Source organism: Microscilla marina ATCC 23134 (genome assembly GCF_000169175.1).
Taxonomy (GTDB): domain Bacteria; phylum Bacteroidota; class Bacteroidia; order Cytophagales; family Microscillaceae; genus Microscilla; species Microscilla marina.
Genome location: NZ_AAWS01000024.1, coordinates 29,890 through 45,798, shown reverse-complemented (window position 1 = coordinate 45,798; position 15,909 = coordinate 29,890). Strand labels below are relative to the sequence as shown.

The 15,909-nt window shown below is 44.5% G+C and carries 8 protein-coding genes and 1 pseudogene; 5 read left to right on the top strand and 4 right to left on the bottom strand.

Annotated features, from left to right (window positions below; translation table 11 throughout):
• Nucleotides 1-189: 189 nt before the first annotated feature.
• The 3 genes and pseudogenes from M23134_RS21050 to M23134_RS42190 all read left to right on the top strand — a co-directional run.
• A complete protein-coding gene (locus tag M23134_RS21050) occupies nucleotides 190-600 on the top strand; it encodes a hypothetical protein (protein ID WP_002699686.1) in 411 nt (136 codons plus the stop codon).
• A 124-nt stretch (nucleotides 601-724) separates the two neighbouring features.
• The gene (locus tag M23134_RS21045; protein ID WP_002699685.1) at nucleotides 725-1,114 is read left to right on the top strand and encodes a helix-turn-helix domain-containing protein; all 390 of its coding nucleotides are present in this window, start codon (nucleotides 725-727) and stop codon (nucleotides 1,112-1,114) included.
• A gap of 63 nt (nucleotides 1,115-1,177) precedes the next feature.
• A pseudogene (locus tag M23134_RS42190) lies at nucleotides 1,178-1,747 on the top strand (IS630 family transposase); the annotation flags it as partial.
• Nucleotides 1,748-1,814: 67 nt separating this feature from the next.
• Here M23134_RS42190 and M23134_RS41830 read toward each other — a convergent pair.
• The 3 genes from M23134_RS41830 to M23134_RS21025 are packed head-to-tail and all read right to left on the bottom strand — an operon-like array spanning nucleotide 1,815 to nucleotide 4,280.
• Complete coding sequence (locus M23134_RS41830) at nucleotides 1,815-2,729, bottom strand: hypothetical protein (RefSeq protein WP_002699683.1); 915 nt, start codon at nucleotides 2,727-2,729, stop codon at nucleotides 1,815-1,817.
• A gap of 45 nt (nucleotides 2,730-2,774) precedes the next feature.
• The gene (locus M23134_RS21030; protein WP_002699682.1) at nucleotides 2,775-3,572 is read right to left on the bottom strand and encodes a hypothetical protein; all 798 of its coding nucleotides are present in this window, start codon (nucleotides 3,570-3,572) and stop codon (nucleotides 2,775-2,777) included.
• Nucleotides 3,573-3,590: 18 nt separating this feature from the next.
• Nucleotides 3,591-4,280 carry an ABC transporter ATP-binding protein gene (locus M23134_RS21025; RefSeq protein ID WP_157558575.1) on the bottom strand — a complete coding sequence of 230 codons (690 nt, stop codon included), beginning with the start codon at nucleotides 4,278-4,280 and terminating at the stop codon, nucleotides 3,591-3,593.
• A gap of 310 nt (nucleotides 4,281-4,590) precedes the next feature.
• On the opposite strand from M23134_RS21025, the gene M23134_RS38595 reads away from it, so the two are divergent.
• Complete coding sequence (locus tag M23134_RS38595; protein WP_002699667.1) at nucleotides 4,591-5,001, top strand: DUF4783 domain-containing protein; 411 nt, start codon at nucleotides 4,591-4,593, stop codon at nucleotides 4,999-5,001.
• 217 nt (nucleotides 5,002-5,218) lie between these two features.
• Nucleotides 5,219-6,088: a carboxylating nicotinate-nucleotide diphosphorylase gene (gene nadC, locus M23134_RS21015; RefSeq protein ID WP_002699665.1), complete on the top strand. Its 870-nt coding sequence runs from the start codon at nucleotides 5,219-5,221 to the stop codon at nucleotides 6,086-6,088.
• Nucleotides 6,089-6,400: 312 nt separating this feature from the next.
• Here nadC and M23134_RS21010 read toward each other — a convergent pair whose 3' ends face one another.
• Entirely contained in the window at nucleotides 6,401-15,634 is a 9,234-nt protein-coding gene (locus M23134_RS21010) for a LamG-like jellyroll fold domain-containing protein (protein WP_198145066.1), read from the bottom strand.
• Between the last annotated feature and the right edge of the window lie 275 nt (nucleotides 15,635-15,909).

The window sequence follows — 15,909 nt, the reverse complement described above, 5'->3', positions numbered from 1 at the left end:
GGAAGTTTACAAAAAAAAAAAATGCTTTTATTGCGTTACAATAATGATGGTGCTGAGCTTACTTGTAAGGTAAAAAACTTACTAAATGGCTACCTATAATGAGTTTTTATTTAAAAAATAAATCAGTACAAACACACTTAGCACCATTTTAAAACACTTTATATTATTAAAATTTAACCTATATACATTATGAAAACTTACACAAAAGCAATGATAACTTGTTTTACCTTATTGGTTGCTTTATCGGCGTTTACTCCTGTGGTTGATGCTGGCAAGGAAAAATTATTGATTCGTAAATGGATGCCTGAAAAGATAGTAATGGGTGAACATACTAAAGAGTTTGACCTAGATGATGGCGAAGAGCGTAGCATTGAATTTAAAAAAAATGGCAAATATGCCAAAGATGGAGAACCTGATTCGGGAAGTTGGAAACTGAGCGAAGATGGAAAAAAACTTATCATGGAGGGGGGCGAGTTTGGCTCCGAGTGGACCATAGATGAATTGAGTAAATGCCGTTGTACTATTACTACTGGTAAAAATGGTGAAAGTGCTACTTTGTACCTGATTCCTTATAAAGCCCCTGTCAAGAAAAAGGAGTAGTTTTGACTCGCTACTTTTAACCCACAAAAGGAGCCAATAGGGGCGACACTTGTGATTTAATATTGACCTGTATTCAACTATAGCCCCATTTGCGAGATTCCAATTTATTTTATATTGTATATATATGGAAACACTAGAAATCACCAAAGATACAGATATAAAAGAATACCGTCGTCAATTAATAGTACGTCTCTCAAAGCATGATTTAACTCAGGAAGAAATAGCTGATGTAGTGAGTTGTAGTCAAGGTTTGGTCAGTCAGACCTTACAAAACTATGCTACTGATGGGTTTTCTGGTATAGCCCCTGTGCCTCATAGCGGACCAACCTCAGGCTTAGATTCCTCAGACTTGGCAACACTTGAGCAATTACTATCCAAAGGAGCTTCTGACTATGGATATTCAGAAGATTACTGGGATCGCAGCCGTGTTCAAAAGTTAATTTCTTCTCATTTTGGTTTGGATTATTGTTTGTCCAATATTAGTAAGATTTTACAAAAAATTAGGTGGAGTTGAACTAAACCTGACACTTACTGCCCTAAACAGGATGCCAAAAGTGTCAAAACGTGGAAAGAACAACGTTTACCAGAATTGCGCAAACAAGCTCAAAAAGAGGGTAGAGTGATCTTTTATGGTGATGAATCCAGTTTTTTGCTTAACCCTTTAAAGCAACGAAGCTATTCTCCTGTGGGAAAAACTCAGCACCTACCACTTTGGGATAAAGGTTTTAAAAGCTATATGGTTTGTGCAGCAATTTCTGAAAAAGGACAATTAGTGTATACACACCAAAAAAAGCCTTATGATGGGGAGGCAATCGTAGAGTTTCTAAAAGTACTGATTAAACAAACTGATATCCCTGTTACTCTGATATGGGATGGAGCGAGTATCCACCATTGTAAAATAGTGCAGGAGTTTTTGGAGACATTACCAGAAGGTAGGTTGTTATTGGTCAAACAACCTAGCTACTCTCCTGAGTTAAATGCTTCTGAGCAAGTATGGAATTATCTAAAAAATGTAATAATGAAAAATCAGGTATTTCCAACTGTCAAAAAATTAGGCCGAAAGCTAAAGCAAATACTTCGGGAGTTTAAAAACAAAAAAAGCATCATCAAGAAGTTTTTTGAAAATCCTGATGTTGCTTTTTATTAATTATCCAGTGTCGCCCCTAATGGCTCCTTTTTTTGCTAATAAACCTACTTTGTCAAGTAGCAACCAATTACTTTACCTGAAAGCTTCCCAAACTTATCTCTTTTTTACGCCCTTGATTTACTTTAAACAAACGCCAGTAGTGTTTGCCACTTTTTAGTTGTCCCGTAAACTGGTATTGACTGGTAGCTCCATCAATTTTAATAATTTGGGGCATACCCTGCGTATTTTTAGTGAACAATCTCAGCTCAAAGGCTTCAGCTGCCTGGCTACTGTCCCAGCTAAATCCAATAGATTCACCAGCCTTAAACGTAGCACCTTGTTGGGGTTGGCTTGCCTTCTGGTTACCCCTGTTGTGGGTATTTCGCTGAATCTTTTGGTCTAAAAATGCAATAGCATCGTCAAAAACAGGTGCAGGTGGGTTTTGAACTACCTCTTTTACTTTAGGTGGTTCATTACTCTTTTGCTTTGCCGAATCAATGTTTTTCTCTGCCAATTTATTGGGGTGAGTCTTCACAGACTTGTCTTTGACCGAGGGAGTGTTACGGTTGGTATCTGATACATTTTGATTGGCAATCCCTGGATTTGTAGCGGGCTTTTTGTTGATGTTTTGTGCCACCCAGAAACCTGCTACCAACAAAACAACCACACTGGCAGCTACTGCAATTTGCCTTTGTATGATGCCTGTTCTACCTTTGGCTTTAACGGTTGTTATTGGCTTTACAGGAGTCTGTTTTATGGGTTGCTCGCTTACCTCCTTATTATCAAAATAAAAATGATTTGCCAGTTCAGCAATATCATCCTCTTTCTTAAACTCATAATAATCAAATACACTCATTCGGCATTGACTGCACAGTTCGAGATGTTCTTGCAGTGCTTCGGGTAGTTCAAGCTCTCGCTGTAGCCGCATTGCATCTGCCCAAAGCATTATTCCGGCATCGTTGAGATGTCCCTGTTCATCAAAAAAGTTGGAATTTTTATTCATAGTTGACTTTTGAATGCCAAATAACTGTTTTACTCTTTATCAACACTACTTACTGGTTGTGCTCCTGGAAAATGGAGATTTAGGTAACATTTGAATCAAGTTTTTTAGTTTTTCTTTGTCATATTCCCGCTCCCCACCCTCGTTCAACATTTTCATGAGTTCTTGAGTACGGTCATTGATCCATTTGCGTAAAGCATCGGGGGTATTTTTTTTCTGGTCACAGGCATTAAACAAAGGGATCACATCATTGTATACTTCTTTGTCTTTTTTGTTGCTGTAAGGCACACCATAAGTTGCCAAAAAATCTTTGAGGGTTTTTGCCTGAATCTTGGGACAATAGCTGGTCAAGTCGTTTTTATCGAGCACAATGCGGGCATACAGCTTGAGCAACAGCAACAACCTAAACTTGGTGCGGGTAAACATGCGCAGGTAGTCTTTTAGTTTATTGACCTCCCCTTCTAATATTTCCTGAAAAATAAGTTTACTTTCAGGGTTGGCATTTTGAGGTTTGATCATATAACCCTCCAACGCCTCCTTGCGGTTTTCTTGCTGGTGTATGCTCAACTTACTAATGTCAATGCACTTGTTATATACAGCACGCTCAAAGTAACTAATCAACAAGCCATCGTTGGGCTTATAGTTTTTTTGAATATACGCCATTTTTTGGGTCAAAAACGCCATATTAAGTTCTTGTTGCAAGTCGTCTACTGCAAACCCTTTAAAAAAACCCCGTTTCATAAATTTATATACCACCCGTTTCATTACCTGTTGGTAATCGTCCCGCACGAGCAGTTTGTCGGGGTGGGCGTGCAACAAATTGTAGTCTTCAATATTATTATCCATAGTGTATAGGTTTGGGACTTATTTTTCTTCGCTCACAATCACTCCATCTTGCATTGTAATGCTATGGTCTATCATTGGGTGGTCTTCTACCAAAGGATCGTGGGTAGTCAATATCAAGGTTTTTCCCTGAGCTTTTAGCGCAGCAAATATATCTAAAATATTCACCGAAAGCTTTCGATCGAGGTGCGCAGTAGGTTCATCGGCAAGAATAATTGTAGGGTTGTTTACCAATGCCCTGGCTATAGCTACCCGCTGTAGCTCTCCTCCCGACAGGTGGTCTACCTTAAAGTGCAAGCGATGCTGTAGGCTTACCTGAGCTACTACCTGCGCCACCATTTGGTTCATTTTACTTTGCTTTATTTGTTGGGGCACCAGTGGCAAAGCTACATTCATTGCAGTGGTAAAACCTTTGACCAATTGAAAATGCTGAAAAACCACTCCAATGTGCTGTTGCCTAAAACGGGTGAGAAACTTTTCAGACCACCGCGATACGTGTTCGCCCATACAAATGTGTTTACCCGAGGTAGGTTTAGCAAGGCAGCTCAACAGGGTAAGCAGGGTGGTCTTGCCCGACCCCGAAGGACCTTTGAGCACCACACAACTATTTTCTTTGATCTGGAGGTTTACTTCACGCACTGGGCGTACCTCGTTGGGTTTGCCTGCATTAAAAGTTTTTACCAACTGATGGGTCTCTATAATATTCTCCACGGTCTTTGTTTTGGTAATGTACAGAGCAAATAAATTGATAAAGTCATTAAAATGCAATTTAAGTACTCATTAAGCTATACGTCTTTAAGCGTTAACTTTTGGATTTTATTTATTTCAAAATCTTGTCTATAGTCCATCACTGGCAAGTCAAATTTTAACAATGCGCTTCTTACTGAGTTGGTTTTCAGGCTTTACTGCCCGAAAAAAGCACCGAAAGTACCAGCACATCAATAAAATGCTTGAGTTGTTTTGTCAACCTTGCCAAATTCAGTGGCATAATTTTAGCCGTAGGTGGGTAAAATTATTTTGAATGGTTGCTGGCTTATTAAAAAATATTTTAGTTGTATTCTTATCTGTCTTGTTATTGGAGGGCTGTATTGCCAAAGCCGAAAACGAGATTACAGACCGGGTAAAGGTGGCGCTCACCCAAAGCAACTACCACATGCTTTCCCGTCAATTTACCGAAAGGGTAAGCCTTAGCATCAATCACGAAAACTTCCTCTACAGTAAAACTCAGGCTACTTTTGTGATGCGTGAGTTCTTCAGACAATACCCTCCAGTAAACTTTCAATACTTGCACCAAGGCATTATGAAGTCGGGGCGTCACTATACCCTTGGCACCTATAAATCGTATGGCAAAAACTACAGCCTGGCAATGTTGCTTGTTCCTCACCAAAAAGATTTCCTGATCGAAAAGCTGATCTTTGTAGAAACGTTTTAATTGAGTTGCGTAGCTGTAGCGGCTCCAAGGCACTCTCAAATTTACAAATACGATAAAAAGGCTTGTCTCTTCAGCCTCGGGCTGTGTCTTCACACCCGATCGAGACCTCGAACTTGGTAAGCTTCAGAGAGATTTCTCATTTTTTATAAGAAAGCCCTATGGGGGCTTAAGGCTTATCTCTATTAGGGCTCTCGACTAAAAATTATACTTTTGCTGTATGAAAACTCAAGAACTAACATATTTAACTCCCGAAAATATCGAGCAGTTTATCCAAACTGCTTTGATAGAAGATGTGGGTGAAGGTGATTTTTCTTCGCTTGCCTCTGTTCCCGCCGATGCTGAGCGTCAGGCACGTTTAATTATCAAAGACGACGGTATACTCGCTGGGATAGATCTTGCCCGGCATATATTTCGTCAGGTAGATGCTGACCTTACACTGGATGTAAAAATAGAAGATGGCACCAAGGTAAAGCATGGAGACATTGGTTTGATAGTGACAGGCAAAGCACAGTCTATTCTCAAAGCAGAGCGTTTGGTGCTCAACTGTATGCAACGCATGAGCGGTATTGCTACTTATACCGACCAGATTAACCAACGTATTGCCCACACCAAGGCAAAGCTGCTGGATACTCGAAAAACTACGCCTAATTTCAGAATGCCCGAAAAATGGGCGGTGGCAATTGGTGGTGGAGTCAATCATCGCTTTGGTTTGTATGATATGATCATGCTCAAAGACAACCACATTGCGTATGCAGGGGGCATCGAACAGGCAATCAACAAGACCCTACAGTTTTTGCAAGCCAGTGACAGAAAACTCAGAATAGAGATTGAAACTCAAAACCTTGACGAGGTAAGAGAGGTGCTGCGAGTGGGCAATATAGATGTGATCATGCTCGACAATATGTCGGTAGAGGATATGACCACTGCCGTGGGATTGATCGGAGGTAGGTTTACCACAGAGGCTTCGGGAGGCATTACGCTCGAAACCATCAAAGAAGTGGCCGAAACTGGAGTCAATTTTATTTCGGTAGGGGCGCTTACCCACTCTATCAAAAGCTTAGATATTAGCCTTAAGGCGATTGATTAATGATATAAGGTTCCAGGGGCGCTGGGTTCTAGGTACACCCTAACTGCGTTGAACTCATTACAGCAAGCTGCTGCCCCGATAAATATAAATCGGGATTTAGAAATAGGTTCAGTTCACGGGTAGCTAACTAATTCATAGTACACTTATTTTCAATTAGTTAGTAGGTAGTAAAAAAAATCCCGTTTCAGACATTCCTGAAACGGGATTTGTGCTTTAGAGCTTGTCATTTAATCATCACCTTTTGGGTGATTTTGTATTTTAATATGATAAACCCAATAAGCTTATAATAAGTAACAAAGTTTTTCTTGCCCTTTACTCTTTTACTACCTTCCTTACATACAGCTTCCCTCCTACTATTACTTTCATCAGATAAGTGCCAGTGGGCAAACTATGGATACGAGCATTCAAGGCATTTTGTACCTCAGACAGGTCGCCTTTGGTGCTTATCATTGTTTTACCCTGTAGGGTAATGATCGCTACCCTTAAAGGTAACTTAGTAGCAAAACTGCCGCTCAGACTCAACGTCATTTGTTGGGCAAAGGGATTGGGGTATATCACCAGGCGAATCAGGTCGTTTCCTTGTACAAAGCGTACCTGACTATAAGTAACCTCTCCGTTTATATCTACTTGCTTTAGGCGGTAATATGCCGATGATGAAGCATTGTTGTCTATAAATTGGTAATACTTTTTTTCCACACTATTGCCCGCTCCATCTACAAAACCAATGCGTTTGTAGGCTGTCCCCTGCTCGCTTTTTTCTATGGCAAACCCTGCATTCTCGTGCTCCGATATAGTGGCCCAACGCAATTGCACCTGGGCATTTGTTTGACGTTTGGCTTCAAAACTTCCCAACACTACTGGCAAACCAGACGTACCGTCGCTGCCTACCAATACCTGACTAAATGAGGTAAAGCCGGTGAGGTTGCTAAAAGTAATCACTTTGGTGGTGTTGCTGGCGCTGGCTGCCCCACCTAAAGCAGCGCCCCAACTACCATCGGAACCAGAAGCCCGTTTAAATAATTTGATGTTTGCCGGCGTAAACTCATCCTCGTTAGATACCTCATCGCCAGAAGGCAAGGTAACCTCTACTGTGGCAAGGTTGGTAAAAGTAGGATTTGCTCCATAATTGTGGATCACCCAATAGGTACTGGCAGTAGTAAGGGTAGGCGAAGTATTGGCGAAAGCATCTAAACGGGTAACTACTACATCGCCCCCCGGCACCTCGGTATTGCCAAATACAATGCGTAGGCGGGTAGCGCCAAAGGTAACGTCCTGACTCACTGTAGATACATCGGTGGTATTGCTTGCGCCTCTGCCTATAGGTGCGGTAGAAGTAGTAATTGCCGGGGTATTGTTATGAGTAGCGTCAAAATCACCCACATAGTCAAAGGCAGTACTACCGCTGGTTTCATTCAACTGCCAGTTGGCAATCAAGTCAGCTTCATTGCCAAAATTAATCAAGTGCATGCGTTCTCTTATCTCGATAATGGTACGGGCAACACTCCACATACGCCACTCGTCTAAACGCCCGTTGAGGTGTTTTGCTCCGCTGGTACCTCCACCCAAGGTAGCGCTTACTGTGGGTACACTGGGGGTACTGGCATTGCTCAGGTCAAACTCTACCCCATCTACATAAATAAACCAATTGGTGGCTCGACGTACCAAGGCTATATGCACCCATTCGCCTGCTGTAAGTGCCTTGCCCGAGCTCAGCTCGGTAAGGGTTGCTGTACCATTGCCAATAAATGCGGTAACGGTATTGGCTTCGTTGATACCTACCCCATACCCTGTGGTAGCCGTCAGATTCTCAGAATCGCCATTATAAAAAAACAAGCGATCGGCAGTGCCTCCACCGTCCCAACGTACCCATCCTTCTATAGTAAAGTTATCTTGTGCATTGGTCACTACAGTAGCGGTACTCAAATATTGGGTAGTTCCATTGAAGCTCAAACAATTGCCCGCGCTACCTGTAGGGGCAGCTTCGGTAGTACGCACCACCATATATTGTCCTATGTCGTTGATACCCTCAAAAGTAATAGAAGTGCTGGTGATAGAGGTAGCCTGTGCCACTGCCAGTGTCCAGGTACCATCGGCACCCACATTGCGGCGGTACAAAGCGTAGTTTGCCGCAATGAACTGGTCAAGAGTATTGGCAGGAAAAGTAAAGGTAATATCTGCCGTAAACGTAGCCGTTGCATCCGCCTTGTTGATTGTCCACATAGGGTTCTGATACAAGGTAGTGCCCGTAATACCCACCACTGCATTGGGGGCAAACTGCTGATAAGTAACGGTAAAGTTTTCGGTCGTCGAGTGTGCTGTAAAACTCACACTTACATTGGCGGCACTAAAGTTTTGGGTAGAAACTCCTGTAGCAATACTATGGCTTTCGGTAGCTCCAGGTCTGCCTACGTTTACAGTAGAGTTGGCCGCAATGCTGGCGTTGCCGTTGAGGGTACCATTATTTGTCCCAATGTCGTCATTGCTATCTCCGTTAAACTGATAATAACTCACAATGCCAGTCTCTGAGCCTCGCAAGGTCAGGTGCATTGCCTCTCTTATTTGGTCCTGACTTCGTACGGTGTTCCAAAGCCTCACCTCATCTATAAAGCCTTGAAAGAAATTGGTTCCCGCTACGTTTGCCCCAATGCGCAACGCCAAGGCATTGCTTGGGTCTATTACTGCCTGGTTTGCCTGTACAGGGTTTTGCCCATTGATGTATACACTTGCAGCTCCAGTAGTACCATTATAAGACACCGCCACATGCGTCCACTCTGCCGCACTTAAGGTAAAACTATTTACGGTGGCGGTTGCTATGCCTCCTGCGCCATTGTCTACGATAAACTCCAATTGACCAGAGGCTTGTTTATAGATCAGCTCATAGCCTGCTCCTCCACTGCGTTTGCTTATCAGGGGTTGGTCGTCACTGCCTCCATTGGCTTTTGCCCAAAGGCTTATGGTAAAGTTTTGTCCCGCAAAATCAAGGCTGTTGTTGTCGGCTATTTCTACATAGTCGCCCACACCATCAAGCGTAAGCATAGTTCCCCGACTCCGATCGGGAGCCACTTCGCTAGTGCGCACTACCATCAACTGCCCTATGTGGGTATTATCGAATCCAGCAAAAGTAATGGTGTTATCAGTAATTGATGTAGCGCTCAAGTTGGTAATTACCCAGGCACCGTCAGCACCCATATCACGGCGATACAGTTCATAATTGACCAAAACATAGCGGTCGGCAAATACATTGGTGGGGAAAGTAAAGGTAATGTTGCCAGTAAATGTGCCATTGGAGGTAGACTTGTTGATCGTCCACATCGGATTATCCAACAAGGTAGTACCTGTAATGTTTGTATTGGTATTGGGGGTAAACTGTTGATAAGTGACGGTTATATCATCGTTGGCCACTGCCTGCGCCGCAGTAATGGAGATTGATACATTGGCACTTGCCGTAAAATCTTGATTGCCAGTAGCAGCCACGGGCACGTTTACTGTTTGCGAAGCACCACTACGTCCAACGTTTACAGTAGAAGCCACCGTAACCGAAGCATTGCCATTGAGGGTGCCATCATTGCCCCCAATATAGTCTCTGGCGTCGTTGTTAAACTGCCAGTAATTTACCAGGTTGCTTTCAGTACCCAATAAAGTCAAGTGCATGTTTTCTCTCAACTCGTTGGCGGTTCGGAGTGTGTTCCACAAACGTACTTCGTCTATGGTTCCCTGAAAAAAGTTTGCTCCAGCGCCATCTGCTCCAATACGCAAAGGCAAAGCATTACTGGCATCTAAACCGGGAGTTCCAACCGTAGTAATGGGCGTCAAACCATTGACATATATGCTTGCTTCGCCATTGGTGGCATTATACGATGCCGCCAAGTGAGTCCAATTAATGGTACTTAAAGTAAAACTACTCACTGTAACACTTGCCAAGCCTGCTCCGGCATTTTGCACGGTAAACTCCAACTGGTTGGTGGCCGATTTATATACCAACTCATACCCGGCGGCTCCGCTTCTTTTACTTACCAAGGTTTGATCGCCCCCACCCCCGGTTGACCTTGCCCATAGTTCTACAGTAAAACTTTGGTTATTAAAATTAAGGTTGGGGTGATCAGCTACTTCCATCTGATCACCAGTACCATCCAGGCTAAGCATTTGCCCCCGAATAGTGTCAGGTTTGTCTTGCTCACGCACCACCATAAACTGTCCTACTGTAGTGACCCCATCAAACTTGATCGTGTTGGCAGTCATAGCACTGGGCACCATATTTAATTTAATCCAGGTACCATCAGCACCCATTGCCCGGTTGTATAACACATAGTTGCGGGGTACTAAGTTGTCAAAAGTATTGTCAGGATATTGGAAGGTGATATCAGCGACAAAAGTACTGGCATCATTGGCTTTGTTGATAGTCCAGCGGGGGATGCTATAGTTGGTTTCTGACACAGTAATGCCGGTAGTAGCATTGGGCGCATACTGCTGATAAGTTGCCGTAAACTTTTCGGTGACTGAATGTGCCGAAACACTCATGGTCAGGTTGGCATCGTTTCCTGTGGTAAAATCTACACTTATAGGGAAACCAGCCGCACCTACCGTTTGGGTGTTGCTAGTACCATTGCGCCCCAGGTTAATAGTAGAAGTAATAAAAGTAGCATTGCCATGCAATGTCCCGGTAGAAAACCCAATCAACTCGGCAGTAGTAGTGCTTCCGGCGGCTTCGCTCAACTGGTAATACGCCACCAGACCGGCTTCATCGCCTAGCAGGTTCAAGTGCATATTTTCTCTGATCTCATCTTCGGTACGTGCCGATGTCCAAATACTCAACTCGTCTATTGCACCATTCAACCCATTGGCTCCGGCATCATCGGCACCTATTCTTAAAGTAGCCGTATTCGACAAATCAAAACCTGCGGCTACTCCAGCACTGTTTGCTCCCTCTACTCCATTTACATACAGGGTCAAGTCGCCATTGGTACTATTAAAGCGTGCGGCAATGTGGGTCCAATCGGTCACCGAAGGGGTAACTACATAAGAAACGCGCTGCTCGTTGTTGCTTCCGTTTTCTACAATAAAATTAAATTGGGTGCCATCATAATTAAGTTCATAGCCCTGTCCGGCGCCCGTTCTTTTCTTTAAAAGGGTTTGTGTACCTGTAGTAGCGGCAAACTTTGCCCAAAGGTCAATCGTCAGATTTTCGCCACTGCCCCCGTCAATATCCAGCAAGTGGTTATCTGCTGCTTCTACATAATCGCCCGTGCCATCCAACGACAAAGCATTGGTGCGGGCATTCAATATGGCATAGGCTGTTACCTGAATGTCATCCAGGGCTATTTCGTCGGCTTCAGCGGCCGCTGACAAGGTATTGCTCCAGCGAAGGTATAAAAACGCGCCCCCCGCCAAACGCAAACCACTGATAAACCCACTCAAGGCATTGGCTGACGACCAAGCCGCCCCAGTGCTGATAGTAGGTGAAGTAAAAGTAAAATCAGGAACGGCAGTGTAACTTACCCCATCGGTGCTGTACTCCAAATTGATGGTAGAGGCAATGTCCTGGTCGTTGAACACAAACAAATTATACGCAACTTGTACCGCCGTAATGGTAGAGCCTGTTTGGTTTTGCAAACGTAGTACAGCTTTTCCGTTGTCAAAGTCAGTCCCATTGGCTTGCAATCCAAAAGCAGTATTTCTATTAATGTCAAAGGCGTATAACCCCGCAGTACTCACTCCACCAGTACTGGTGCCTTGGGCATAGTCCCCGGTAGTGTTGGTTTCACCGTGCAGCACCTGTCCATCGCTCATTCCTGAGAAAGCCCAATTGGTAGAGTGTAATTGAGCAATGGTAGGATTGGCAGAAACCCCTGTTCCGGTATAATTCCTAAAATCCAAGGTCACTGTTTTTTGCAGCGCCTCTATTGCCAACGGCGCCCGTGGTGTACCTGTACCCTGCACAGTGAATGTATACAGGTTTTCATCGCAATCGTTGCTGCGAATGGTCACCGTGGCAGCGAGTGTGCCTACATTATTAGGAGTAAATTTAATGGCAAAAGTCTGACTACCTCCCCCCACAATGCTTCCAGACGCAGGTTGCTGGGCAATACTAAATACACTTGTACCTGCTCCCGAAAGCGTTACATACGCACCAGGGTTGGTAAGGCTCAAGGTTTCGCTCCCTGTATTCTCAATAGTAAAGATTCGGGTAAGGGCGGTGTTGGCGCTTACCTCACCAAAGTCAGTGTCATCGGTGATTACAGGAGTAATATCGCCACTGGCTATAGCAATGCCGTTGCCTCGCAGGTTTATCTCTCGGTTGGTATTGACAGCAGCACTGCCCGCTACAAAATTGGAGGTGGCATTGCCCATCGTCAGGTCAAAATTATTGAGGTCGCCATGGCGGGCATTGGCGGTGGCATCGTTGAGGGCAGTAATAAAACCATTGTTATCTTCAGCCACGCCTTGGTTAAAGTTATAATAAGCTTCGAGTCCGGTTTCGCTGCCTGTAAGCTCACAGCGCATTTTTTCCAAAATCTCCAGTGGGGTACGTGCCACACTCCATATTCGCAGCTCATCTATAGTACCCTCAAAAAACCGGGTATCATCGGCATTTTTTCCAATCAATACCGTACTGGATAAAATATTTGTGTTAAACGAACCACTTACTACCAACGATGACGCGTCTACTACGCCGTCTACATACAGCAGGGCATCGCTTATATTGGGGGTGCCATCATTGGCAAAACTTACCGCTACATGGTGCCAATTACCATCGGCTATATAAGCCGTACCAGCATTAGACTTGCCATTGGCCACTACCTGAAGCTTACCCTCAGTTACTTGTACCAACCACTCTTCGCCATTGCTGGCTCCCCATCGGGTAATCACTTGAGTACTGGTGTTGCTGGTTTTTATCCAAGCTTCTACGGTGCGGGCATTGGCACCACCAATACCTGCATACCCGCTCACATCTACAAACTCGTTGGTGCCGTCAAAAGCCAATCCATTATGTGCTACAGCATTGCCCAATAAAGTAATGACTTGGTTGGTGGCACCTGTACTGCTGAGGGTAATGGTAGCCGACTTGTTGCCTGCTGCCAAGCCCGGTTTAAGGCGTGCATAAATAGTGACTGGCTCGTTGGTCAGGTCGTTTCCGGTGCGTCCCAGGTCGGCAAGGGTTGATGAAAAAGTGACATTGTCGATAGACAACTCAAAATCGGTCGTAGGGTTCAGGGCAATTGCCACATCCGCCGTGAGGTTTTCGGCGCTTACGCGAAAGCTTTGCGAAACCGATGCCCCTGCTCCTGCGGCAGTGCTGGCACTAAAACCAGTAAGGGCATTGGTAGAGGTGGCAATGGTAGCACTTACTGCATTGACTACCCCGTATACGGCTAAATCGGCAGTGCCTGGAGTAGTAGTTTCAAAACCAAAGTTGCCTCCTACATTGGTAGCACCCGCACCATACAAACGAAAAGTAATGGGTTGCACCACGTTATCAAATCCGCTCAGGGCTATGTGTTGAGTTTCGGTGGCATCGACTGTAGTAAATGAGAAAGACCCTAAATTGGAAGTATACCCGTCTAAACTACTGCGTAGCACAAAGCTGTTGGGACCAGCCGAAGAACGTTGCATATTTAACAATACTGCACTTAGGCTCATGGCAAAGCCATCGTTAGTCTCTATAGTCCATTGCACATATTCATCGGTAGCAATGGCATTGGCTATAGTGTTATTGGTAGTTGCCCAGCTATCTGAAGTAAACCGATCACCATTTGGCGAAGGGTTAATGCCTGCTCCACGAGAGACGACATTGCTAGGGCTAACGGTAGATACATTGGTGGCTTGGGTACCAGACACCACATTGGTTTCGTTTCCGGTAAGCCCGTCAAAATCCCAGGTAAGCAACGCCGCCCTTGGGGTAGTGCTTAGCTCTACTCCGCTGCCCCACACAGTTCCTTTACGCCCAAAAACTTTAAAAAAGTAAGTGGTATTATTGGTCAGACTGGTAATGGTTTCGCTGGTGGCAGTGCCTTTAAACACCACAAACTCTGAAGCGCCCAAATCGGTACCTGATCCAAAGGCAGCATCTGCCGTATAAGCCGAACCATCGCCTGTAGGGACATTGGTTACAGTGCTGCCACTTTTTGCTACTACCAATATTTCGTCATAACAAAGGCCATTTACCCAGTTTAATAATACCTCAGTGTTTAGGGCAGTTGCGCTTAGGTTGGTTACATTGTCGGGAGCATTGCAAGCGACAATGGTTTGGGTGCCTCCAGCGACCGCAGTGCCAAGTTTATTGACCACCCCCGAAAAAGTCAGATCGGCGGTAGTGATTGCCGGGGTTACCTCTATAGTATTATTTACTGTAGCCAGTGGAGCTACATTGGTAGTAACAAAAAAGTAGCCTGTAGTGCCACCGTTGATTGCTTGAGTAAAGGCAGTAAAAGTATGTACCCCAGCCCCCAAAGCAGTGGTGAGCGAAGCAATTGCCTGGTCGGTGTTTACATCAAGGGTATTGTCGGCAGAAAACCACAAAGTAAAAGCATTGATATCTGAAGCAGTGTAAGTTCCCGCAGTAGTAAAGCTGACCTGAGTAAGTGTAGCGTCAGCGTTGGCTGCCGTCAGATCAAAGGTGTACACGAGGTGGTGTTGGCTGCCTTGTATTACATTGGCAGCTACAGTATTTACGCTGGAGGCAAGGGTTACGTCGGAGGTTTCTATGCCAAAAGAAAAGTTATCGAAGTTTCCTGAATTGTTTGGGTCAGCCCCGGTATTATGTGCCCAAATAGGTCCTGTATACTTTTGGTTGGCATCAGCAAATAAAGTGTTGTCTGTTCCTGTGGCACTGCCCGCATCAATATCGGTCGCTGTCGCTAAAGCTCCCCCTGCTTCCCAGTAAACGGTCCAAATTCCCTCGGTGGTTACCTCTACCCGCGCATTTACCCCAGCCGTTCCCACTGTTCCATAAGTTAAACCAGTAGAAACCACTATGGTTCCAGGGTCATCGCCAGCAATTCCATTTTCAAAACGTACCAATACTAATTCTTCATTGGTTTTTGTCCAAAGCAAAGCATAACCATCTACGGTGGCACTACTCAAGTCGGTTTCGTTGGCAGCAAGTACCCAACCTAAACCATAAGTAATGCTCCCCCAACCAGTGGGCGGTCGATTGAAATCCATGTGAAAGGACCAACCTATTTTGGACTGCCCCAAGTCAAAGCTGGCGTTAATGGCGGTGAGGTCACGGGTAGCATTGGTAGGCTCCAGCCCAGTAAGCCCAGCATTCACTGCATTCAAGACATTGCCTGTAATAGAAAGTTGGGTTACATCGGCTTCATTTTCTATCCAGGGTGCCCCCAAAGAATTATTGTCGGCACGGTCAAAGTTGTCAACGCTATTGTAAGCAACTTGTGCCTGGGCAACTGCCCCCCAGCAAAGCCATAAGCCCAGGGTAAGCCAACAAAGTTTAGATAAAGTTTTTTGTGTAAAATGTACGAACGAAGCTAAGATGCTTTGTGGGTAAAGAACATGGGTTAACCCGCATAGTTTACGATGGGTACTCATTTGCATGTTTGTTAAAAAATTCAGGTGTCAAATAATAATCTTACCAGCATAGTTGATCGGCTATCTCAAGCGCGGTGGTTAGTTAGGTTATAAAAATACGAATAAGTAAGGGGGTTTGAAAATTTTCGACAAACCAGCCAAGGGTACAAAAGGGGTATAAGGGCAATTTCAATCCTGATTTACAAGCCCTTAGCTCCTAGGTTAAATTTATATTTATTCTTGACATGATCACAATTGCACTTGGTTCACCACAAAAAAAACTTTTTTTTCTCATT